The sequence below is a fragment of the Streptomyces turgidiscabies Car8 genome (assembly GCF_000331005.1).
In the GTDB taxonomy this organism is placed as follows: Bacteria; Actinomycetota; Actinomycetes; order Streptomycetales; family Streptomycetaceae; genus Streptomyces; species Streptomyces turgidiscabies.
On sequence record NZ_AEJB01000093.1, the window covers coordinates 1 to 21,286 of the forward strand.

17 protein-coding genes and 2 pseudogenes are annotated in these 21,286 nt (G+C 70.5%); 10 read left to right on the forward strand and 9 right to left on the reverse strand.

What is annotated here, in order from left to right:
* Positions 1-107 precede the first annotated feature (107 nt).
* Genes STRTUCAR8_RS05195 through STRTUCAR8_RS05205 form a run of 3 tightly spaced genes read right to left on the reverse strand, consistent with a single transcriptional unit; the run spans position 108 to position 2,538 of the window.
* Positions 108-452, reverse strand: coding sequence for an STAS domain-containing protein (locus tag STRTUCAR8_RS05195; protein WP_006374415.1), 345 nt, complete (start codon positions 450-452; stop codon positions 108-110).
* On the reverse strand, positions 449-1,735 hold the full coding sequence (locus STRTUCAR8_RS05200) for a PP2C family protein-serine/threonine phosphatase (RefSeq protein WP_044471655.1): 1,287 nt from the start codon (positions 1,733-1,735) through the stop codon (positions 449-451). Before STRTUCAR8_RS05200 ends, STRTUCAR8_RS05195 begins: the two co-directional genes overlap by 4 nt.
* Complete coding sequence (locus tag STRTUCAR8_RS05205; protein ID WP_006374401.1) at positions 1,735-2,538, reverse strand: alpha/beta fold hydrolase; 804 nt, start codon at positions 2,536-2,538, stop codon at positions 1,735-1,737. The genes STRTUCAR8_RS05200 and STRTUCAR8_RS05205 overlap by 1 nt, the downstream gene beginning before the upstream one ends.
* Before the next feature lie 127 nt (positions 2,539-2,665).
* Here STRTUCAR8_RS05205 and STRTUCAR8_RS05210 point away from each other — a divergent pair, with 127 nt between their 5' ends.
* The 6 genes and pseudogenes from STRTUCAR8_RS05210 to STRTUCAR8_RS53885 all read left to right on the forward strand — a co-directional run.
* Entirely contained in the window at positions 2,666-3,112 is a 447-nt protein-coding gene (locus STRTUCAR8_RS05210; RefSeq protein WP_006374425.1) for an ATP-binding protein, read from the forward strand.
* 448 nt (positions 3,113-3,560) lie between these two features.
* Entirely contained in the window at positions 3,561-4,373 is an 813-nt protein-coding gene (locus STRTUCAR8_RS05215) for a transthyretin-like family protein (RefSeq protein WP_006374411.1), read from the forward strand.
* A gap of 161 nt (positions 4,374-4,534) precedes the next feature.
* The gene (locus STRTUCAR8_RS05220; protein WP_006374416.1) at positions 4,535-5,134 is read left to right on the forward strand and encodes a phosphotransferase; all 600 of its coding nucleotides are present in this window, start codon (positions 4,535-4,537) and stop codon (positions 5,132-5,134) included.
* 42 nt (positions 5,135-5,176) lie between these two features.
* Positions 5,177-5,560, forward strand: coding sequence for a hypothetical protein (locus STRTUCAR8_RS05225; protein WP_006374410.1), 384 nt, complete (start codon positions 5,177-5,179; stop codon positions 5,558-5,560).
* A gap of 98 nt (positions 5,561-5,658) precedes the next feature.
* Entirely contained in the window at positions 5,659-6,369 is a 711-nt protein-coding gene (locus STRTUCAR8_RS05230) for a 2-phosphosulfolactate phosphatase (RefSeq protein WP_044471656.1), read from the forward strand.
* A 192-nt stretch (positions 6,370-6,561) separates the two neighbouring features.
* Positions 6,562-6,870 (forward strand): annotated as a pseudogene (locus STRTUCAR8_RS53885) (glycoside hydrolase N-terminal domain-containing protein); the annotation flags it as partial.
* Between the two features lie 228 nt (positions 6,871-7,098).
* Here STRTUCAR8_RS53885 and STRTUCAR8_RS05235 read toward each other — a convergent pair.
* The 3 genes from STRTUCAR8_RS05235 to STRTUCAR8_RS05245 all read right to left on the reverse strand — a co-directional run bounded on the left by STRTUCAR8_RS05235 (position 7,099) and on the right by STRTUCAR8_RS05245 (position 10,445).
* A complete protein-coding gene (locus tag STRTUCAR8_RS05235) occupies positions 7,099-9,171 on the reverse strand; it encodes a recombinase family protein (protein ID WP_006374406.1) in 2,073 nt (690 codons plus the stop codon).
* Positions 9,172-9,503: 332 nt separating this feature from the next.
* The gene (locus STRTUCAR8_RS05240; RefSeq protein WP_006374402.1) at positions 9,504-9,995 is read right to left on the reverse strand and encodes a helix-turn-helix domain-containing protein; all 492 of its coding nucleotides are present in this window, start codon (positions 9,993-9,995) and stop codon (positions 9,504-9,506) included.
* Between the two features lie 174 nt (positions 9,996-10,169).
* The gene (locus tag STRTUCAR8_RS05245) at positions 10,170-10,445 is read right to left on the reverse strand and encodes a DUF5372 family protein (protein ID WP_006374419.1); all 276 of its coding nucleotides are present in this window, start codon (positions 10,443-10,445) and stop codon (positions 10,170-10,172) included.
* 32 nt (positions 10,446-10,477) lie between these two features.
* On the opposite strand from STRTUCAR8_RS05245, the gene STRTUCAR8_RS05250 reads away from it, so the two are divergent.
* Positions 10,478-13,186 carry a glycosyl hydrolase family 95 catalytic domain-containing protein gene (locus STRTUCAR8_RS05250; RefSeq protein ID WP_006374408.1) on the forward strand — a complete coding sequence of 903 codons (2,709 nt, stop codon included), beginning with the start codon at positions 10,478-10,480 and terminating at the stop codon, positions 13,184-13,186.
* A 243-nt stretch (positions 13,187-13,429) separates the two neighbouring features.
* Here STRTUCAR8_RS05250 and STRTUCAR8_RS05255 read toward each other — a convergent pair whose 3' ends face one another.
* Positions 13,430-14,089, reverse strand: coding sequence for a TetR/AcrR family transcriptional regulator (locus STRTUCAR8_RS05255; RefSeq protein WP_044471657.1), 660 nt, complete (start codon positions 14,087-14,089; stop codon positions 13,430-13,432).
* A gap of 141 nt (positions 14,090-14,230) precedes the next feature.
* Here STRTUCAR8_RS05255 and STRTUCAR8_RS05260 point away from each other — a divergent pair, with 141 nt between their 5' ends.
* The 3 genes from STRTUCAR8_RS05260 (at position 14,231) to STRTUCAR8_RS05270 (ending at position 17,782) form a co-directional block, all read left to right on the forward strand.
* Positions 14,231-15,169: an MBL fold metallo-hydrolase gene (locus tag STRTUCAR8_RS05260; RefSeq protein ID WP_006374413.1), complete on the forward strand. Its 939-nt coding sequence runs from the start codon at positions 14,231-14,233 to the stop codon at positions 15,167-15,169.
* A 67-nt stretch (positions 15,170-15,236) separates the two neighbouring features.
* Complete coding sequence (locus STRTUCAR8_RS05265) at positions 15,237-16,835, forward strand: MFS transporter (protein ID WP_006374412.1); 1,599 nt, start codon at positions 15,237-15,239, stop codon at positions 16,833-16,835.
* The gene (locus STRTUCAR8_RS05270) at positions 16,832-17,782 is read left to right on the forward strand and encodes a fumarylacetoacetate hydrolase family protein (RefSeq protein WP_006374420.1); all 951 of its coding nucleotides are present in this window, start codon (positions 16,832-16,834) and stop codon (positions 17,780-17,782) included. Before STRTUCAR8_RS05265 ends, STRTUCAR8_RS05270 begins: the two co-directional genes overlap by 4 nt.
* A 99-nt stretch (positions 17,783-17,881) precedes the next feature.
* Here the strand turns inward: STRTUCAR8_RS05270 and STRTUCAR8_RS53890 are convergent.
* Positions 17,882-17,977 (reverse strand): annotated as a pseudogene (locus STRTUCAR8_RS53890) (AraC family transcriptional regulator); the annotation flags it as partial.
* Between the two features lie 126 nt (positions 17,978-18,103).
* Positions 18,104-21,256 (reverse strand): alpha-N-acetylglucosaminidase TIM-barrel domain-containing protein, encoded by a 3,153-nt coding sequence (locus STRTUCAR8_RS05275; RefSeq protein WP_006374422.1) that lies wholly within the window; start codon positions 21,254-21,256, stop codon positions 18,104-18,106.
* Positions 21,257-21,286 lie beyond the last annotated feature (30 nt).

Genomic DNA, 21,286 nt, shown 5'->3' on the forward strand with positions numbered 1-21,286 from the left:
CCATCACCTGTCCGGGGAGAGGAGCGCGACCGGAAATGTTCCGGGCGGACCCATGTGACCGTGCGGCGGCAGCGGAGATGGCGGTTCCCGGCCGGACTCCTCTGGAATCAGGACCGAGCGGTGGAGCCGCTGTCGGGGTGGATCGGAAATATCTGATCGAGGCCCACGATGCGCAGCACGCGCAGTATGTGCGGGGGGACCGCGGCCAGGGCGATGTCCGAATGGGCGGCGCGGGCGTGATTGCGGGCCGCGATCAGGGTGGTGAGTCCGCTCGAGTCGCAGAATTCCATGCCGGCGAGATTTATCACGAGGCGCTGGCCCGGCTGGAGGGCGAGCGTGGTGAGCAGCTCTCGTAGTCCGGGTGTGCTGGCGTAGTCGAGCGTGCCGGCGATCTCCAGCACGGGGCCGGCGGGAGCGTCTCGGGTGGTGACCTTCAGCGGGCCGCCCATCATGGGCTCGCGGTGCGCGGGCCGGTGGCGGGGACGCCGAGGGCGAGCAGGGCGGTGTCGTCGTCGAGACCTTCGGCGAAGCTGTGGAGAAGGCCGATCAGTGCCTGGACGACGGCTTTCGGGGGCGTGCCGGCGTGGTCGGCGGCGAAGGCGAGGAGGGCCTGGTCCCCGAACAGAGCGGTGCGGTCCTTGCCGGTGCGGGCTTCGGTGAGGCCGTCGGTGTAGAGCAGGAGGGTGTCGCCGGGGGAGAGGACGGTGGTGGCGGTGACGAAGGGCGCGTCGGGGACGATGCCGATGAGGAGACCGCCGGGGGTGGGCAGATAGTCGGCCGTGCCGCCGGCGCGCAGGACGAGGGCCGGGGGATGGCCGCCCGAGGCGAGCCGGACGGCGACCTGACCGGTCGCGGGGTCGGGTTCGAGCACGCCGAAGACGGCGGTGCAGTAGCGCGGGTCGCCGTTGCCGGTGTAACGCTCGTGGAGCACCCTGTTCAGCGTCGACAACGCGGCGACCGGGTCGGAGTCGTGCAGCGCCGCGGCCCGCAGGGTGTAGCGGGTCAGCGAGGTGATCGCGGCGGCCTGGGGGCCCTTGCCGCACACGTCGCCGAGGAAGAAGGCGAAACGTTTGCCGTCGACGGGGAAGACGTCGTAGAAGTCGCCGCCGAGCCGGTCGGGGGAGGCCGTGTGGTAGTGGGCGGCCGTCTCCATCCCGGGTACCGGCGCCAGAGTGTCGGGCAGCAGGGACTGCTGGAGGACGGCGAGGGCTTCCTGGAGACGGGCGCGGTCGGCCTCGGCCTGCCTGTGCGCTTCTTCGGCCACCTTCCGGCCGCGCAGGAGTTCCTCCTCGTAGGCGCGGCGGTCCCGGGCGTCGAAGACGGTGGTGCGGATCAGCAGTGCCTCGCCGGTGGAGCCGAGCTTGACCGCGGAGGAGACCAGCACGGGCAATCGGGTGCCGCCGGTCTGTCTCATCTCCAGGGCGATGCCGCCGATCCGGCCCTGCATGCGCAGCAGCGGTGCGAAGTGCGTTTCGTGGTACAGCTTTCCGCCCACGGTCAGCAGGTCGGTGAACCGCGTCCGACCCACCACCGCTTCCCGCTCCAGGCCGAGCCAGCCCAGCAGGGTGTTGTTGATCTTCGCTATGGTGCCGTCCATCAGCGTGGACAGGTATCCGCAGGGCGCGTTCTCGTACAGTTCCTCGGCACTGTCCTCCAGCAGGGCGGCGAAGACCGCGTCCGATGTCTTCCCGTCGCCGGTGTCACCCGCGCCGGTCTGCTGTCCGGTGCGGCACATCACCGTAGGCCTGCCAGGAACGTGGTGATCGCCTCGTTGGTGGCCTCGGGCGCGGACAGGTGAGGGCAGTGCCCGGTGGCATCGAGGGTGACCAGGGACGAGCCGGCGATCGCCTGGTGGACGAAGGTGCCGACCTCCCGGGGAGCGATGGCGTCCTGGGTGCATTCCAGCACCAGCGTCGGCACGCTCACGCTCTTCAGGTCGTTGCGCGAGTCCGACAGGAACGTGGTTCTCGCGAAGACGCGTGCCATCGCCGGGTCGGTGGCGCAGAAACTGTTCTTCAGCTCGTCGCCGAGTTCGGGCCGCTCCGCGTTTCCCATGATCATCGGCGCCATCGCCTCCGACCAGCCCAGATAGTTCGACTCCAGTGACCCCAGCAACTCGTCGATGTCCTCCGCACTGAATCCGCCCCGGTAGCCCTCGTCGTCGATGTAACGCGGTGACGGAGCGACCATCACCAGCGCTCCGATGCGCTCCGGAGCCAGGCCGACGGCCAGTACTCCGATCATCGCGCTGACCGAGTGCCCCACGAACGTCGCGTCATGCAGGTCCAGCGACTGACAGATCTCGACCACGTCCTGGGCGTAGCCGTCGAGAGAGGCGTAACGAAGGGGCGAGAAGGCGGACGGCTCGGCGCGGCCGGAACCCACGTAGTCGAACAGCACCACTCGGTAGTCCTCGACGAGAGCGGGGACCGTGAGCCGCCACATGTTCTGGTCACAGCCGAATCCGTGAGCCAGCACCACCGTGGGCCCCTGCGGGTTGCCGATGACGTTGACGTTGTTCCTGCGGCTGATATCCATTCGGCAAGTCTCCCAGGTCCCGCACCTGCTCCCCCATGAACGAGACGACAGGGGGTAGGCGAAATCACGCGACAAAAGACAAACAACAAGCCGAGACGAAGAAGAAACGATCCACGGGAAGAGTTCTATGGTCACCCCGACTAAAAACCGGGCATCGGATGAACGGGAACCCGCAGCCCTGCGATACAGCGCCGCCTGGGACACGACAGACGCATCGATCGCCGACGCCCGAGCGGCCGTGCGCGCGCTGCTGGCCGATGCCGGCCACCCCCCTGACCACCGGCCCAGCCAGGACGCCCAGCTGGTCGTCAGTGAGCTGGTCACCAACGCCCTGCGCCACGCCCCGGGTCCGGGCGGCCTGGCCTTGGAGGTGACGCCCGACGCCGCACTGCTGCGCATCACCGTGCGCGACAACTCCCCACGCCCACCCGAACTGCGCGCATACGACGTCCGCAGCGTCGGCGGGCACGGCCTGCAGCTGGTCACCCGTCTGTGCGACCAACTGCACACCGTCCTCCTGGACACCGGCAAGCAGATCGTCGCCCACCTGCGCCTGCGCGGGCCCGCCGAGTAGCGGGCATCCGCGCCTTCTGCCGCTGCTCAGGAGGGCATGAGCAGCCGGACGGGCGTCTACGACCACTTCGGCGTCGTACGTCGAGCGGGTCGGGCCCCGACAACGCGCGCGGGCCGTCGGTGCGACGTATGTACACCACGCCACGCCACACCACCGGCTCGACTCCCTGCCGTAGCCGCGACGCCGTCCCCATGGGCGTCGGCGGCACGACAGGCTCCCCCGACGTCCTGAACTCCTGCCTGCCGAGGGCAAGATGGCTGCCTGGAGCCGACCTTGAGGTGACCCGGCACTCGACCGGAACCGCCTCTGCCGTGTAACAGAGGCCGCACAGGTACAACTACCGCCCCGCTCCGCCGGTCGAACCCAATGTGTCGCACAACCACGCCGCGGCGGAACCGGTGCCGCCCGGCGCGACTCCACTCGTCCCGACCGAACCCGGAGTTGAACCGTGGCCGGGAAGTCCTTGTCCACGCGGCTTGTCATCACCGCCGCGCTCCTGCTCACGGCAGGCACCCTGTCCACATCCACCGCGTCTGCGAAGCCCTCCGACGACGCTCCCGCCCGCGCCTACGCGCTGAAGGTGAGCACCAACCCGACCAGCACCGACTACGCCCATCGCCGCGTCGACGTCACCGGTACCGTCACCAAGGCCGACGGCACCCCGGCGCCCAACATCCCCGTCACCATCCAGGAGGTCGTCCGCTTCACCACCTGGAATCCGTGGGGCGACCCGATCGACCCCACCTACTACGAGCCGCGCGACCTGGGCACGCCGGTCACCGACGCCAAGGGCAGGTTCACCATCCCCCGCGTCGACATCGACCACGTGACCGGCAGCAGCCTGCTCAACGTCCAGCACAAGGTGGAGATCACGGCGTACTACGACGAGGACGGCAACGGCAACACCCCGCAGGACGGCTACTTCGCGCGCACCCTCGTGACCACCGAGGCCAAGGCCGCCTCCGTCACGTACAAGGTCAACAAGAAGAAGGTGAAGAAGGGCGACATCCTCACCATCCAGGGCAAGGTGGCCCTTCCCCAGGGGATCGAGCGCGGGGGCACAGAGGTCTTCCCGCAGACCTACTGGGAGAACGAGTCCCGCGTGCAGACGACCACTGAGGACGACGGCTTCTTCGTGATGTCCGTGCGCGTCCGGGGCTACGACGGCACGTTCCAGCTGCGCACGGCCCCGACGGACTTCTACGTGGCGGGCACGGTGCAGAAGCTCCCGGTCATCAACCCCTCGCTTCCTCGCAGGTAACCCTCCGGACGGCGGGACTCGGACCCGAGTGGGCCGAGTTTCCCCCGACAACAGGGGGCCGTCGGCCCCGGCGCCGGACCACTCCCGGACCAGCGGAGGGTGACCTTCGGGGCTGTGCCCGACGGGCGGGGGTCGCGGGGCACTGGATCGCCACGACCTGGGTGCCGGACGAGCCCGCCGACCGCGCCCCCGTCACGCAGGTGGCGGACACCGTGGCCGCTTCTCTGACGGCTCCTCACCGGCCGGCTCCCACCGGTGCGCCCGCCGGTCGTGACCGCGGGGGGCCGCCGACCGATCATGCCGAGGGATTCGCCGGGCAACTCGCCGCGGCCACCGAGCCGGGGCTGATCCCCGACCCGGACGCCGTCCCCGCGGTCCGGGAAGACGCCGCCGCACCCCACTGGACGGGTCCGGCACTGTGGCTCCACGGCGACCCGCATCCGGCCAACGTGCTCACCCCGGACGGCGCCCTCTGTGGCGTGATCGACTTCGGCGACCTCTGCGCGGGCGATCCGCCCTGCGACCTCGCCGCCCCCCGGATACCGCAGCCGGACGGCACCGCCGACCGCCTCTACGGCGCATACCGACCGACCCCGGACGCCGCGACCTTGCGAGGCCCCCGGGGCTGCGCGGTACTGCGAGCCCTCAGCGGCATCCTCATGGCGGACGCCAACGTCCGAGGCGGCCCCGGCGGCAAGCCCACCGGCCCACGCCCCGCTACGCCGTCTCCTCCCGAAGGCCTGCCACTGATGGGCTCCTGACCTGCCGTCGGCGCTGCTGGACCCGGAGGGCAGACTGCGGTCATGCACCTTCCCGCCCGGGCCGTCGCGGCCACCGTGCTGATCGAGGTCGTAAGGATGTCCGGCGTCCCGATCAGGTCAGACACGCCGTTCACCGGCAAGGTCGTCGCCCATTGGGTCGGGAACGAGGCTGCCGAGGCCCTGGCCTTGATCGAGACCCTGCCCGGCAGCCAACAGCACCGCTGCGGCTTCTCGCCGGGCTGGGGCATCCGGGCATACGAGGACAGCCTCGACCTGGTGTTGTTCGAGGCGGCGTTCTGCTTCAGGTGCCACGAGGTCCGGACGCACGGCACGGCTGTGCCACCCGCGCTGTCCACGCAGTTCTTCGACGCGGACGCCGCGCCGGCCCGAACTCTCCTGGCTCTGTTCCGTGAGGCGGCCCCGTAGCCGGAAACTTCCGCGAAGGGGCGCACCCCCTGAACCGCCGCTGTGACGCGCGTCACTCGTCATGCGCTTCGGGCCGGGCATGCGCAACCATGGTCGGAATGGACGCCCGTTTCCTTGGCATCACCGATCTGGTCGAAACTCCGTCCGTGGCGGTCGTCGTCGACGTCATGCGCGCGTTCACCGTGGCCGCCTGGGTCTTCGCCCAAGGCGCGCAGAAGATCGTTCTCGCCGAGTCGCTGGAAGAGGCCCTGGCGCTCAAGGCTCGTCACCCGGACTGGTTGGCGCTCAAGGACGGGCCGCCCGCCCCGGGGTTCGACATGGTCAACTCGCCCGGTCTGCTGCGGTATGCCGACCTCGGCGGACGGACCGTCGTGCAGAAGACCACCGCGGGGACGGTCGGCGCCCTGGCGGTGCGAGAGGCGTCGCTGGTGCTGTGCGCCGGCTTCGCGGTGGCGGAGGCGACGGCTCGGCTCCTGCGGGCCCACGGCGGTGACGGCGTCACGTTCGTGGTCACCGGCGAGGACGGGCGGGCCGAGGAAGACCTGGCGTGCGCCCAGTACATCGCCCGGCGGGCCACCGAGGCCGAGACGGACGCCGCTGACTTCCTCCGCCGCGCAGCCGAGTCGCGCGCCGCCGCCCAACTGGCGGCGGGGCTGCGGCAAGGAGCCCACCCTGACGACGTCGCACTCTGTCTCGAGATCGACCGGTTCTCCTTCGCCATGGTGGCGACCTCGGAAGACTCGCTCATGGTCCTGCGTCCACACGCGCTGCCTTCGCCGACCGATGGGAACGCGCGGACCAGTTACTGACCACTGACATCCGATGTATTGTGCCTTTTGGTTCACCATGACCCGCTGACAGCGCAAGGACTCTGCGCGTCTGAGGTCATCTCCCCTCTAGACATCCCATCTATCGCCCCGCAAAGATGGCATGTCCTCGGAGATTTCGACGAGGGCCGTACCTACCCTCCGTCAGAACACCAATGGCCGGGAGATCTTGCCGTGACCCATGCGTCCCCACCGCAGAGGCGAAGCGTCCTCAAGCTCGGCGGTGCCTTCGCCCTCACTCCGCTGGTCACTCAGCTGGCCGGCGGAGCCCCCGCGGGACAGGCCGTCGCCGCCGACTCCACCACGTCGGCGTCCGTCCGGTGGCCGACCCTGTCGCGGACGGCGCTGAACTATCCCGTCCCTGCCCTGGACTGGCAGTCCCAGGCCCTGCCGATAGGTAACGGCCGGCTCGGCGCCATGCTCTTCGCCGACCCGGACCAGGAGCGCATCCAGTTCAACGAGCAGAGTCTGTGGGGCGGGGTCAACAACTACGACAACGCCCTTGCGGGCAGGCCGGACAGCGACTTCGACACCGGCATGACCGGCTTCGGCTCCTACCGGAACTTCGGTGATGTCCTCGTCACCTTCGCGGCCCGCGCGAAGGCGAAGGTGACGGCCCCCGGCGGGCCGTACCGTACCTCGCCGTCGGAAGGTGTCGACAAGACGCACGACGGTGACGCGAACACCAAACCTGTGTCATCACACTGCACCTCATCGGGTCGTTGCGGAGTGTTCGGGGTCCAGGACGTGTCGGCGTGGCCGGCCGATGACGGGCCGGACCAGGTTGGGGCCGGGCAGGGGGTAGAGGTACTCGCCCTTGTCGTTGGCCAGGACGCCGGTGATGATGCCGTCGCGGCGCCAGTGCTTGACGGTCTGGAAGTGGACGCCGAGGTGGCGGGCGAGTTCGGAGACGGTCAGCATCCCGGCGTCGAGCAGGCGTTGGCGGTGGCTGCGTAGCTGGTAGGCGTTGCGCAGGTGGACGATCATGCCGCGGGTGAAGGGTCGGCCCATGCCGCTGGGCAGGCCGCGCTCGTTGAGGATGTCGGCGCTCTGGGCGTCGGTGTGCTCTTCGAGGAGTTCGTCGAGGGCTGTGACGACAGTGGGGTCGGTCTGGCGAAGTTCCCAGGCGGTCAGCGGGCGGGGCAGGGTGAGCTGGTGGCTCTGGCCGCCGCGCAGGACGACACCGACGGTGATGTGGTCGGTCTTGGTGAGGGTGACGTCGGTGACCAGGAGCCGGAGCATGCGCTTGCGTTCCCGCATCGGGGTGGCCGGGTCGTTCCAGAGCCGGGGGAAGTCGGCGGCCAGCGCGGTGATCTTTGCGCGGGTCTCGGGCGAGAGCGGGCCAATGGCGGTGTTCTTCGCGTGCTCGTACTCGTCGGTGGCATCGGCGAGTTCGCGTAAGGCGTCGTTCCAGTCGGCTTCGAGTGTGTCGGCGACCAGCCGGTTGGCGGGATCGACGGCCAGGTAGCGGCGCCTGGCGAGGTCGGCGCGGTAGCGGGCGCGTTCGACGCAGGATGCGCGGAGCCGGTCGGCTTCCTCGGCGCGGGCGGCCAGCTCATCACTCACCCGCAGGGCGACTTCGAGGGTGAGCGGGGTGAGGGTGGTCAGCAGCAGCTCGCCGACGGCGGCGTCGATCTGGTCGCCGACCATGGTCTGGCAGATCGGGGCCGCGTTGCGGATCCCTTCGAACTGGCAGAGGTAGATCGGTTTTCCGGTGCCTTTGTAGTGCTGGTAGCGCACGGTCATCCGGCGGCCGCACTTGCCGCAGGAGACCATGCCCTGCAGCAGCGCGGTGCCTTCCCGCGGTGGGGAGGCTTTGCGGTCGGTGCCGTGGGCGGCGGCGAGTTCCGCGAGCCGGGTCTGGTTGGCCTCGAACTCCGGCCAGGTCAGGTAGCCCGGATGGGCATCGGTGATCAGCACCGTCCACTCCTCGCGCGGCAGGACGTGGCTGATGGTCTTGCCGCCCGGACCGCGGCGTTGATGTCGGCGTCCGTAGAAGAACGCGCCGGCATAGCGCGGGTTGTGCAGGATCTGCAGGACCCGGTGGTGCTGCAGGATGCCCCAGGTCAGCTCGTCCTTGTTCGGGCCGGTGCGGATCCGGCGGGGGAACTTCAGGCCCTCGTCGGCGAACGTCTTGACGACGGCATAGGCGGAGCCGGTCGCGGCGAACGTGGCCAGCAGATGCCGGATGGCCTGCTGGATGGAGGCGTCCGGGTCCAGCACCACCCGCTCGGCGTGGTCATAGACGAGGCCAACGGGCAGCGGCTGGACCAGCTCTCCGCGCCTCGCTTTGGACAGTACTCCGCCTCGAAGGCGGGCCTTGAGCAGGTGCAACTCCGCTTCTGACATGGTCCCCTTGAGGCCGAGGAGCAACCTGTCGTTGAAGTTCCCGGGGTCATAGAGGCCGTCTTCGTCCAGGATCAGCGTGCCGGCCAGCGCGCAGATCTCCAGCAACCGGTGCCAGTCGGTGTTGTTGCGGGCGAGGCGGGACACTTCCAGGCCGAGGACGATCCCGGCGTGTCCCATGCCGACCTCGGCGACCAGCCGCTGAAAGCCGTCCCGGCCCTCGGCGGAAGCGCCGGACTGTCCCTGGTCAGTGTCGATCACGACGATCTGGGAATGTTCCCAGCCCAGCGCGACGGCCCGGCCCCGCAGGGCGTACTGCCGCTGGGTGGACTCGGTGTTGTTGATTACCTGTTTGAGGGTGGACTGCCGGATATAGAGGTAGGCGTCACGCTGCAGATGTTCGCGGGTCACCTTGCCCGCCGCGGCCGTCGCGTCCATGGATGCCGTCCGCTCCTCGTGCTTCTCGTGTCGTTCGTTGCGTGCGTTCTTCGGGCGGGTGGAGATGTGCCAGGGCCATCGCGGCCAGGACCCGGACGAGTTCGTCGCCGTCGCGGGCCAAGCCGGCCGGCGCCTGCCTCTCGTGGCCGGGTCGGCCCCGAGGCTCGGGCAGGGACCGCCAGGCCGCGGCCCAGGCGGCCATGCCCTTGCCGACGAGCACGCCCCAGCCCAGCCGCCAGCCGCCGCCCGTGCCGTCGGCCGCCGCGGTCCGCAGTTCCTCATAACGGGCTGTGGCCGCTGCGGCGTCCGCGGGTCCCGTAGTCGCAGGGCTGTCAGCTGCAGCTTTTGGAGGACTCCTGAGTGCGTGCGGCCGCGCGTCGGGCCAGGGCCCGCTCGATGGAGCGCGGGTGGACACTCAGGCCGTACTCGCCGGCGACGGCGACGGCCAGGTCCCCCGAGCGCAGAGACGGCTCGGCGGCCAGCCGTGTTTCGACGTACTCCATCACTTCGTCGGTGAGTTTGCGCGGCCCCTTCGGGCCGGGCTTGCCCGGCACCAGCGCGGCCGGACCGCCCGCGTCGAGTGCGGCCACGGCGTCGTAGTAGACCTGCCGGGAGAACCCGAACTCCCGCACCGCCCGGGCCGCAGGCACCTTGTCCACCCGCACCCGGCGCACCATCTCGTACTTCACCTGCACCAGATCCCGCGGATCGCAGAACGGCGAGGCGGTGAACACCACATCGACCACGGCCTCCGGCCGCGGGTTCAGCGTCCGCGTCGCCCTCAGCGCGTCCTCTTTCGGATCGCTCGTCGCGTTGCCGGCCATGCCGCCTCCCTTGCTCGCCTGCTGCCTCAAGAATTGCGTCGCGGCCGACCACAGCCAAGAGCGCACAGAGGCACCGGATCACGTATCTGTGCAGGCCAGTTGGTATGGCGTGCGCTGTCTCGCTCACCGTGCGCCGGACACGCCCCCACCACTGCGGCGTGAATCCCAAGGCAGTCACGGCGTCATCTCCTGGGCACTCGCACCGCGGCCGTCGAGATGGTCGATCAGGTCGGACAGGGCAAGAAGATCCTCGGTGCGGAACGGGCTGCGGCCCGCCGCGAGGACGACGAAGGGGTCCTCGCCGCCCGCATCGGTCCACGCCGTCGGCGCGGACAGCACCTCTCCCGCCTCGTCGCGGAAGTACACGCGGTCCTCGCCCCAGTTCTTGCGCCGCACGACGAACGCGTACGACCGGCCGTGCCACGGATGGAACGGGTGCGTGACCGTCACAAGTCGCTCCGCACCATGCGGATCAGGAGCATTTGACGGTTCGGGATAAGTGGTGCGTCGAGGGGCCCGGTTCGACGGTGCGATGGCAGGTCGAGCTGCCCGACCCCGTCGAGGTCGCGTCGTACCGACTGACGAGTGCCAACGACGTACCGCAACGCGACCCGCAGGAGTGGACGTTCTCCGGCTCCGCCGACGGCGCCACCTGGACCACGCTGGACAGCCGCACCTTGACAGCCCCCTTCGAGAGCCGTTTCCAGACGAAGGAGTTCACCTGTGAACAGGCCGGGTCCTACCGCTTCTACCGGTTCGACTTCGTCCCCAAGCCGGGGGTCAGCCACTTCCAGGTGAGCGAGATGGGCCTGGTAGGCGTCGACCTGGGGGGCGCTTCGACGTACCTGTCGTCGCCGAGCGGCCACTCCGTCGGATCCGGTGCGGGGGGCGGGTCCCGGGCCATGGACATCTCGTGTTCGGTGGACCGGGACCCGGCCACGGTCTGGCGGGTGGACGCCGCCGCGCCGACGGTCGTCTGGCAGGCCGACCTCCCGCGCGCGGTGGCCGTCACCTCGTACGCGCTGACGGCGGCCCCGGACCGTCCGCAGGACGACCCCCGGCGATGGGCACTCGAGGCGTCGCAGGACGGGCAGGCCTGGGTGACCCTCGACACCCAGAACCCCGGCGCGCCCTTCGCCGGGCGCGGCGAGACCCGGACCTTCCGGATCACCAACAGCGCGGAGTACCGCACCTACCGCCTCACGTTCACGCCCGGCGAGTCGTGCACCGGCTTCCAGATCGCGGAAGTCACCCTGGAGGGCGGGGCGTTCGACACGCGCACGCAGCGCACGTTCGTCGACTACCAGCGCGCCCTGGACTTCGTCGAAGGAGTCCATGTCACCCGCTTCGGCGCACCGAGGCACCGCGTCCTGCGCGAGGCCTTCGCCAGCCGGTCCGCGGACGTCATGGTGTTCCGGTACACGTCCGACAGCGACCAGGGCCTCTCCGGAGCGATCTCCCTGACGTCCGGACAGGAGGGCGCCCCGACGACGGTCGACGCCGACGCTCGGCTGATCGCCTTCCGCGGGGTCATGGGAAACGGCCTCAAGCACGCGTGCACCATCCGCGTCGCGCACGCCGACGGCGCCTTCAGCACTGACGGATCGGTACTCCGGTTCAGCGGCTGCAGGACCCTCACCCTGCTGCTCGACGCCCGCACCGACTACAGGCTCGACGCCGCGGCCGGCTGGCGCGGAGCCGATCCGGAACCGGCCATCGGCAGAGCGCTCGCCAAGGCGGCCGCCCGGTCCTACGACAAGCTGCGTGCCGAACACACCGCCGCGACCCGCGCCCTCATGAACCGCGTCTCCGTCCGCTGGGGCACCTCCGACACGGCTGTCGTCTCCCTGCCGACCCAGGCCCGGCTGGCGCGCTACGCGGCGGGCGGCCAGGACCCGACTCTCGAGCAGACGATGTTCGACTACGGCCGCTACCTGCTGATCAGTTCCTCCCGCCCGAACGGCCTGCCGGCCAACCTCCAGGGACTGTGGAACGACAGCAACGCGCCTGCCTGGGCCTCCGACTACCACACCAACATCAACATCCAGATGAACTACTGGGGGGCCGAGACGACGAACCTGCCGGAGTGTCACGAGGCGCTCGTCGAGTTCATCAGGCAGGTTGCCGTACCCAGCCGTGTGGCCACCCGCAACGCCTTCGGCGAGGACTCGCGCGGCTGGACCGCCCGTACCAGTCAGAGCATCTTCGGCGGCAACGCGTGGGAGTGGAACACCACAGCGAGCGCCTGGTACGCGCAACACCTCTACGAACACTGGGCGTTCACCCAGGACAAGGTCTACCTCCGTACGGTCGCCCATCCGATGATCAAGGAGATCTGCGAGTTCTGGGAGGGCCATCTCAAGGAGCGCGAGGACGGACTCCTCGTCGCGCCGAACGGCTGGTCCCCCGAGCACGGGCCGCGCGAGGACGGCGTCATGTACGACCAGCAGATCATCTGGGACCTGTTCCAGAACTACCTCGACTGCGAGGCGGTACTCGACTCCGACCCCGCCTACCGGGCCAAGGTCACGGACCTGCAGTCGCGCCTCGCACCGAACAGGATCGGCAAGTGGGGTCAGTTGCAGGAGTGGCAGGAGGACATCGACAGCCCCACCGACATCCACCGCCACACCTCGCACCTCTTCGCGGTCTATCCGGGCCGTCAGATCACCCCGGACACGCCCGACCTGGCGGCCGCCGCCCTCGTCTCGCTGAAAGCGCGGTGCGGCGAGAAGGAAGGCGTCCCGTTCACGGCCGCGACGGTCTCCGGCGACAGCCGCCGCTCATGGACCTGGCCCTGGCGGGCGGCCCTCTTCGCCCGTCTCGGTGACGGGCAGCGCGCCCAGGTCATGCTGCGCGGACTGCTGACCTACAACACGCTGCCCAACCTGTTCTGCAACCACCCGCCCTTCCAGATGGACGGAAACTTCGGCATCACGGGCGCTGTGGCGGAGATGCTCCTGCAGAGCCACAACGGCGTCCTCCATCTGCTGCCCGCCCTGCCGGACGACTGGAGGCCCAGCGGTTCGTTCACGGGACTCCGCGCCCGAGGCGGCTACGAGGTCAGCTGTGAGTGGCGGAACGGCAAGGTCACGTCCTACCGGATCGTGGCCGACCGGGCGAGCAGCCGACGCGAGGTCACCGTGCGGGTGAACGGCGTCGACAGGAAGGTGAAGCCCGGCAAGCCGTGACTGCGGCACTGCGGCACTGCGGCACTGCGGGCACCGCGAATGCCGCAGCCGCGGGCGGGGACCTGACACCGGACGCCGGCCCGTCCTCGCCCGCGCCGCCGGCGCCGGTGCAGCCGGTCTCCTGACCGCCGCCGGAACCCCGGTTCAGGCCACACCGCGGCCGACGGCACCCATGGCCTGAGTGAGGGGCCGTCCATCACGGTGTGGTGCGGGTACCGGGCCCGGGGGGTGTCGGCGCACACCTCAGGTGTTCGTCGACACCGCGTCGTCCGCCCGGTCGGCGACGAGCCCCCGCAGGATGATGTCGAGCGCGCTGTCGAGGCGCCGGTGGAGGTCGAAGGGGGCCGGTTCCTCGCGGGTCCAGCGCAGGATCGTCGAGAAGTAGGACGCGGCGAGCAGCACTCCGGCCTGGTCCTTGTCGATGTCCGTCCTGATCTCCCCGCGCCGCAGCCCTTCCTCGACGATCCGGGCGAGTTCGACCTCCAGTGACGGGTCCTGGAGGAGGCGGCCGTAGCGCGCCGAGGCCTCCATCAGGACGGCGGTCTCCGCGCGAGAGGCCACGTTGAGGTCGGCCATCTCCTTGAGATACCGCCGCAGGCGGTCGCCGACCGGCAGGGTCTCCGCGTGCTGCGCGCCGAGGATGTCGGCGACGCGGGCCCGGCGGCGGGCGCCCCATTCCTCGAGGAAGCCGATCTTCTGCGCGAAGTGGTTGAAGACGGTTGCGCGGGCGACGTCGGCGGCCTCGGCGATCTGTTCCATGGTCGTCGACTCGAAACCCTGGGCGACGAAGAGGCCGACAGCCGTCTCGTACAGCTGGTCGTGCAGTTTGCGCCGCCTGCGCTCCTGGCGTCCGACAGTGGCACCGCCCTCGGTGGCGGCTGCCGCCGTGTCCCCGATCTTCATGGCGCCCAGTACAACACAACGCCGCATGACTCTTGACCCCTGCCGCCACATCTCTCTAGATTCCTCTCCATCAGTGGACTCAAGTCCACTGATGGACGTGAGTCTCACGATATTGGACTGCGGGACACGACAGGAGGCACCATGGCTTCCGCTACCTCCCTCACCGGTCGTATCGGGCTCGGCAACGGCTGTCATGCCTGGATCGCGGGCGCCGCCGGATGGGGTATGAGCAATGCCGGGCTGATCACCGGCCGCGGCGAGTCACTGCTCGTCGACACCCTCTACGACCTGCGGCTGACCCAGGACATGCTCGACGGACTGGCGCCGCTGACCGGCACCGCGCCGATCTCCACCGTGGTCAACACCCATGGCAACGGCGATCACTGGTTCGGCAACCAGCTCGTGGCCCAGGCGGAGATCATCGCGGCCCGCGGGTCGTTGGCGGACATGCGGCAGGTGGGTCCGGCCGAGATGCGCGCGCTGACCGGCATGGCGACTCCCGCCGGACGGTTCGCCGGCAGGATCTTCGGCCGCTTCGACCACACCGGCATCGAACCCGTACTGCCCAGCCGGGTGTTCGACGGTGAGACGGTCCTGGACGTCGGCGGCACGGAGGTCCGCCTCTTCGACGTGGGCCCCGCGCACAGCACGGGGGACACGGTCGTCCACGTGCCGCAGGCCCGGACCGTCTACACCGGCGACATCGTCTTCGCCCGGGCCACCCCGATCGTCTGGCACGGACCCTTCGCCCGCTGGCTCGCCGCCTGCGACCTGCTGCTCGGCCTTGACGCCGACACCGTCGTGCCCGGCCACGGCCCGGTCACCACCAGGCAGACGGTCCGCGAGATCCGCGACTACCTCGAATTCGTCCACGAACAGGCCACCGCCCGGTTCACCGCCGGCATGCCGTTCATGGACGCGGCGCGCGACATCCCTCTCGGCCGCTTCGCGGACCTGGGCGAGAGCGAGCGCCTCGCCGTCAACGTGCACACCGTCTACCGGGAACTCGATCCCGAGCTGCCCCCGCTCGACGGCCCCGGACTGTTCGGCTGCATGGCCGAGCTGTGCCCCGACGTCTGACGTTCCCGCACACCCGTCAACCCCCGGCCACCGGTATGTGTCTGCGCCGACCTTCAAAGGAGAAGTCATGGTCGCCACCCCTGCCTACGACCCACCGACCGCCACAGCGGATGCCGCGACGCCCACGCCGGCCCGGCACACCGCCACGATCATCGCCAGTTGCCTGGCCGTCTGCCTGGCACAGATCGGGCTCGTGCTGCCCGCCGCGATCAACGGCGTCATGCAGCGCACCCTCCAGGCGTCCGGGGCTGAACTGACCTGGATCAGCGACGCGTTCCTGGTGCCCGCCGCCGTCCTCGCCCTGACCTTCGGGGTCGTGGGCGATCTGTACGGCCGTAAGAAGCTGGTGGTGGGCGCGTCGATGCTGTCCGCCGTCGGCTACCTGGTGTCCGCCACCTCCGACTCCGCGGCCCAACTGATCACCGGCCAGGCCGTCTCCGGCATCGGAGCGGCCGCGCTCTTCCCCGCCTCGCTGGCGATGATCACCGCCGTCACCACCACACCGGCCGCCCGGGCCAAGGGACTGGCCTCGTGGACCACGGCCCTGTCTCTCGGAGCGCTCATAGCCCCGCTCCTGTCCGGCGTCGTCGTCGAACACGCCTCCTTCCAGTGGGCGTTCGGCGTGACCGGAGTGATCGCCGTCGTCATCGGCGTGGTGGCGTGGCGGCTGGCGGCCGAGTCCAGTGCTCCCCAGGGGCGCTCGCTGGACTGGCCGGGCCAGATCACCATCGCCCTCGCCCTGCTCACGCTGCTGTACGGCATCATCCAGGGCCCCGCCGACGGCTGGAGCTCGGCGCCGGTCGTCCTGTCCTTCGTCGCCTTCGTCGTGTTCCTCGCCGCGTTCATCGCGGTGGAGAACCGCGGTACCGCCCCGATGCTGCGACTGGAGCTCTTCCGCATCCCGGCCTTCGCCGCCTCCGCCGCTCTCGCGGTGATCGGCATGTTCGGCTTCCTCGGCGGCGCCTACGACCTGAGCATCCGCCTCGGCGTCATCCAGCACCAGAGCCCACTCCAGGTGGCGGTGCCCTTCCTGGTCGTCCAGGGCATCACACCGTTCATCTGGCCGCTGCTGGTCCGCCTGCTGCACCGCGTCGGCCCCGGCCCCATGCTCGTCACCGGCTTCGTCTCGCTGGCAGCCGCCCAGCTGTGGCTGCGGGCGGTCCCGGTCCACGAGACCGGCCTGCTGCCGCTGCTCGGACCACTGGTCCTCAACGGGGTCGGCTTCGGTCTGGTCGTCGCCGCCATCACCGCCGCCGCCGTCAACGTCGTCCCGCCAGGCCTCACCGGCATGGCCGGCGCCACCACCAGCCTGGTCCGCGACCTGGGCCAGACCCTCGGCCCGGCCGTCGTCGGCGCCGTCGCCCTCGGCATGGCGGCCGGGCAGCTCACCGGCAGCCTCGCCGACGCAGGCCTCACCCCCAAGGAGCACGGCATCGCCGACGCCGTCCTGGACGCGGGCGGCCCGCTCGCCCTGCACACCGCCGACCTCGGCCCGCTCAGCGCCAAACTCGCCCCGCTCACCTCGGACGCCCTGGCCCACGGCTACAACGCCGGCCTGCTGCTCACCGCCGCCGCGTGTGCGGTGGCCGCCGTGATCGCCGCCGTCTTCGTCGGCCTCAGGCCCGAATCCACCAGGCCGGTCGAGGCGCGGGAGAGTGCGGCGTGAAGTTCGCGACCTTCGTCCACGACGGGAAACGGCAGTCCGGGATCGTCGCGGCCGACCTGGTTCACCCCTTCGAACACCCGGTTGAGCTGCTCGATCTCGTGGTGGAAGGGGAGGCGTCGTTGCGCGAGGCGGGACGACGCGCCCTCACCGGTTCCCTGCCCGCGCCCCTGGCCGGCATCCGGCTGCTGCCGCCGCTGGAGCCACCGTCCGTCCGTGACTACATGACCTTCGAGAGCCATGTCGCGGGCGTCGCGAAGGGGTACGGCGACACGGTCCCCGAGGAGTGGTACGCCGCGCCCGCGTTCTACTTCACCAACCCGTACGCGATGATCGGCGCCCACGACGATGTGCCGGTGCCGCCCGGCTGCCGTCGCTTCGACTTCGAACTCGAAGTGGCCGCGGTCATCGGCAAGGCAGGCCGGGACCTCACCCCCGAGCAGGCACGCGAGCACATCATCGGCTACACGATCCTCAACGACTGGTCCGCCCGCGACCTCCAGGGCCGCGAGATGAAGGTCAAACTCGGCCCGGCCAAGGGCAAGGACACCGCCACCACCCTCGGCCCCTGGCTCGTCACCCCCGACGAACTCGAACCCCACCGCGACGCGGACGGCTTCCTGGACCTCGCCCTGACCGTCGAGGTCAACCGCGAGACCGTCGGGCAGGACCGACTGACCGGCATGGCGTGGACGTTCGAGGAGATGGCCGCCTACGCCTCCCGCGGCACCTGGATCCGCCCCGGCGACGTCCTGGGCTCGGGCACCTGCGGCAACGGCGGCTGTCTGGCCGAACTCTGGGGCCGCACCGGCGTCCTGGAGCCACCGCCCCTCACCCCCGGAGACACCGTCACCATGACGGTCGAGGGCATCGGCACCATCAGCAACACCGTCGCGGAGGGCGTCAGGCCGGTACCCCTGCCTCCTGCCCGTAGGCGGCAACGCAGCTGATGCTCGGCGACGGCCGGGCCCGGCGGTTGATCGCCGCGGATTCGGACGCCCCGGCATCCTCAAGCTCAGGAAGGCCGGCCGAGCGGTCCGGCAGGTGCCCGGGGGAGTGCCTGGTGTATGGCCGAAGGCGCGACGGAAGACGTCGATGAAGGCACTGGCGGACGACCAGCCGCGCAGATGGGCCGTCGCGGTCACTGAGCTGGCTCCTGTTCCGCGCCCTCCCCGAACCCGCCGTTCCTCAGCCTGAACCGGTGGCGTTTCGGAAGGGGGACGACACCGGGCCCGAGGTGACGCGCTGCGCACCCGAGCCCGGGCCGGGGGTCAGGACACCGTGAAGTCCCTGAACTCCGCGATCCCACGGGTGCTGGTCCAGCCGTTCGCCGCCGTCATGAAGACCCCCACGTCCTGGGTGGCGGCCGCGCCGCCCGGTGTGGCCGTGCCGACGGTGGTCCAGGTCGTGCCGTCGGTGCTGGCCTCGCCCGTGTAGGCGGAGCCGGCGCGGGTCAGGCGCAGGAACACCGGTGCGGCGAAGGAGCCGGCCAGCCTGATCGAGTCGAACGTCCCGTCCTGGCCGGAGTCCCAGGAGAGCACGCACCCGTTGGACGGCGTCACGGCCAGGTTGACGTACCCGGGGGTGCCGTCGGCGGACAGGTCGTTACGGACGATGAGCCCGGCGCGGGCCCACCCGCCGGTGCTGTCCTGCGAGGCGACCTTCACCGTGGCCGTCGAGGCGGTCCCGAAGGCGCCCGCGCGGTGGACGGCGCCGAACTGGTTGGTGTCGGCCCACAGGTCGGCGCCCGCGCCCTCGATGGCCAGCGCGGCGCCCGACTGGCCGAAGACGGCGTCGTTGAAGTTCGCGGTCCGGTACGGGTCGCGCACCCCCGTGCCGGCCATGAGCCGCACCGACGCCGAGGCCGAACCCCGGGGCGTACCCGCCGAGCCCGCAGATCCCTTCGAGGCGCCGCTGCCGTACGAGGCGGTGGCCCGGACGCGGGTCACCAGAGCGTCGACGGAACCGGTGAGGGTGATCTCGAAGGCCGCCGAGAACGTCTCGCCCGGCCCGACCGAGGCGGCGGTCACCGCGCCGACCGGCCGGGTGGTCAGCCCTTCCGGCGCCTCGACGGCCAGCTTCACCCCGGTCGCCGGGGCGAACCCGTTGCGGTTGGTGAACGCCACCGTGACCGTGACCGCACCGCCCTCCACCACCGCACCCCTGGGGGAGGACGCGGTCAGCGTGACCTGGTGGGTGTCGGCGGCCAGCATGTTGTGCACCCGCCGTGCCAACTTGTGCACGTCGCCGCTGGTCTTCGTCGGGTGACTGTCGTGCCGGTGCGCCCAGTCGTCCTCCAGCGTGAACCAGTCGACCGTCTTCGGCGGGCGGTTCTGCCGCAGGGCGCGGGACAGTTCCCGGAAGTACAGCGTCCAGCGGGTCAGATAGAGGCCGCCGACCAGCCCGGACCACTCCCGGTTGGCGTAGTCGTGCAGCCCTTCCTCACTGCTGGCCCGGCCGCCCCAGGTGGTGATGATCGACCGTGCGTCGTACTCCAGTTGGTCCTTCTCGCCTCTCGTGGCGCCCCAGGACCGGGCGTCGGCCAGCCATCTCCCGAGCAGGTGCTGCCCGCTGGTGGCCAGCACCTTGTCCATGAGCCTCATCCAGTCGAGCCACACGCCGGTGAGCTCGTCGAAGCGGACGCGGTCGGCCGTGTCGTAGGCGGCCCTGATCTGCGGCAGCAGCATCCGGCTGCGGTTGGACAGCACCTGCCGGGCCACATCGGCCAGGTCGTAGCGGTACGCCGAGTTGCCGCGCAGCGCGGGCGCCACCTGGAGCAGTTCCGTCAGCGCCAGGTCGAACGCGGTGGTGTCGTAGCGGTCCGCCTCCGGCCCCCAGGCCGCCGCCTTGTTCGCGCCCAGGCTGGGGCGGGCCCCGAACAGGCCGTCGGGCGCCTCGCTCCAGCCGTCGGCGCGGGACATGCCGTACGCCGTGTCGCCGATGATCTTCCAGGCCGCGAGGGCGTGCGGGTCCTCGGCGCCGTACCGGGACACGGCGTACGAGGCGAACCAGTCGTCGAGGTCGATCGTGCCGGGTGTCCAGGCCAGGTCGGTGAGGAGGGCCAGCGCGGCGTGGTTGTTGTCGGCGGCCTCCGGCATCGCGGCGATGCCGGCCAGGGCGCTGTCCTCCTTGTCCCGCCACTTCGGGTACTGCTCCACCCAGTCCGGGGCGTTGGCCCCCATCGGGGTGTGGCCGCCGAAGTTCCAGATGCTGCCGAACGCGTACGGTGTGCCGCCCCAGTCGCTCTCCCGGTCGGTGACCGTGGTGTAGCGGTCCGACAGGCCGTCGACGACGAACATGCGGGACTTGTCGACGGCGTCGAGGATCTCCCCGCTGGGGTTGTTCTGCCAGCCGAGGATCGCCCAGACGGCGCCGGGGTGGGCCTTGCGCAGCGCCGCCTCCACGGCCTGCGCGGCCCGTCCCACGGGCACGTCACCGGGGTTGCCGCCCTCGTGCAGCAGGTCCATCTTGTACATCGTGCTGTCGCCGAAGCGTTCCGACTGGGCCTGGTAGAAGGCGGCGGCGACCTCGCCGAACGCGGTCGTCCGCGGATCGAGCCAGTCGGGTCGCTTGAAGGCGCCCCAGTCGCCCTGGGGTACGACCGCCGCGTCACCGCCGTTCCTCGCCACGAACTCGTCGGGCACGGTGCCGAAGTAGCCGGGCAGCACCGGGGTCATGCCCAGTTCCCGCACACGTTCGGTGATCTTCGCGGCGAGGTCGGCGCGCTTCTCGATGAGCCGCCGGGACACCGGGCCGCCGAACCCCGACATGTTCTGCAGCAGCCACCACGGCTGATGGGCCGGGGCCGGGATCCACGCCCTCAACTCCGCGTCCGAGTAGCCGAACCGGCGGAAGGTGTCGTAGTAGACCGCGTCACCGCCGGTGTAGACGAGGACCTCGTTGATGCCGTGCAGTGCGAGGACGTCCAGTTCCCGTTCCCACGCGTCCCAGTCGCGGTAGGGGCCGGTGTAGCCGTCGTTGGTGTCGTTGAGGGCGAACCGGTGCGGCACGTTCGCCGACCCGGTGATCTCCCTGTGCGGGGCGGGCAGCAGCCTGGGCAGGTCCAGCTGTGCGCCGTTCCAGGAGATGTCGGCCTGCGCCACGCGCGCGAGATACGTGTTGACGCCGGTCAGCAGCACCGCCGGGCTGGTGCCCTCCACGACGATCGCCCCGGCCCGGCCGGTGACCCGGAACCGGTCGGCGGCGCCGTCGGCCAGCGTGCGCAGTGTGATCTGCCGGTGGTGATCGGGGAGCAGCCGGCGCAGCGCGAGAGCCGCCGGAGCAGCGCTGAACGGCTTCGCCACCCCGCCCGCTGCTGCCGGGGCCGCCTGGACGCTCTGCGGCGGGGCCAACAGCACCACACCGCCGAACGCGGCCCCTCCGGCGAGCAGACGTCGGCGACTGAGGGGGTGATTGCCTGTCATGAAGGGTCCTCTCAAGGCTTTGGCGGATCT

Excerpts from the sequence above, each read along its gene's own strand:
- STRTUCAR8_RS05255 (WP_044471657.1), bottom strand. The coding sequence starts at position 14,089 with ATGAAGATCGGGGACACGGCGGCAGCCGCCACCGAGGGCGGTGCCACT.
- STRTUCAR8_RS05235 (WP_006374406.1), bottom strand. The coding sequence starts at position 9,171 with ATGGACGCGACGGCCGCGGCGGGCAAGGTGACCCGCGAACATCTGCAG.
- STRTUCAR8_RS05230 (WP_044471656.1), top strand. The coding sequence starts at position 5,659 with ATGGACGCCCGTTTCCTTGGCATCACCGATCTGGTCGAAACTCCGTCC.
- STRTUCAR8_RS05200 (WP_044471655.1), bottom strand. The coding sequence starts at position 1,735 with ATGTGCCGCACCGGACAGCAGACCGGCGCGGGTGACACCGGCGACGGG.
- STRTUCAR8_RS05205 (WP_006374401.1), bottom strand. The coding sequence starts at position 2,538 with ATGGATATCAGCCGCAGGAACAACGTCAACGTCATCGGCAACCCGCAG.
- STRTUCAR8_RS05265 (WP_006374412.1), top strand. The coding sequence starts at position 15,237 with ATGGTCGCCACCCCTGCCTACGACCCACCGACCGCCACAGCGGATGCC.
- STRTUCAR8_RS05240 (WP_006374402.1), bottom strand. The coding sequence starts at position 9,995 with ATGGCCGGCAACGCGACGAGCGATCCGAAAGAGGACGCGCTGAGGGCG.
- STRTUCAR8_RS05260 (WP_006374413.1), top strand. The coding sequence starts at position 14,231 with ATGGCTTCCGCTACCTCCCTCACCGGTCGTATCGGGCTCGGCAACGGC.
- STRTUCAR8_RS05195 (WP_006374415.1), bottom strand. The coding sequence starts at position 452 with ATGATGGGCGGCCCGCTGAAGGTCACCACCCGAGACGCTCCCGCCGGC.
- STRTUCAR8_RS05210 (WP_006374425.1), top strand. The coding sequence starts at position 2,666 with ATGGTCACCCCGACTAAAAACCGGGCATCGGATGAACGGGAACCCGCA.
- STRTUCAR8_RS05225 (WP_006374410.1), top strand. The coding sequence starts at position 5,177 with ATGCACCTTCCCGCCCGGGCCGTCGCGGCCACCGTGCTGATCGAGGTC.
- STRTUCAR8_RS05275 (WP_006374422.1), bottom strand. The coding sequence starts at position 21,256 with ATGACAGGCAATCACCCCCTCAGTCGCCGACGTCTGCTCGCCGGAGGG.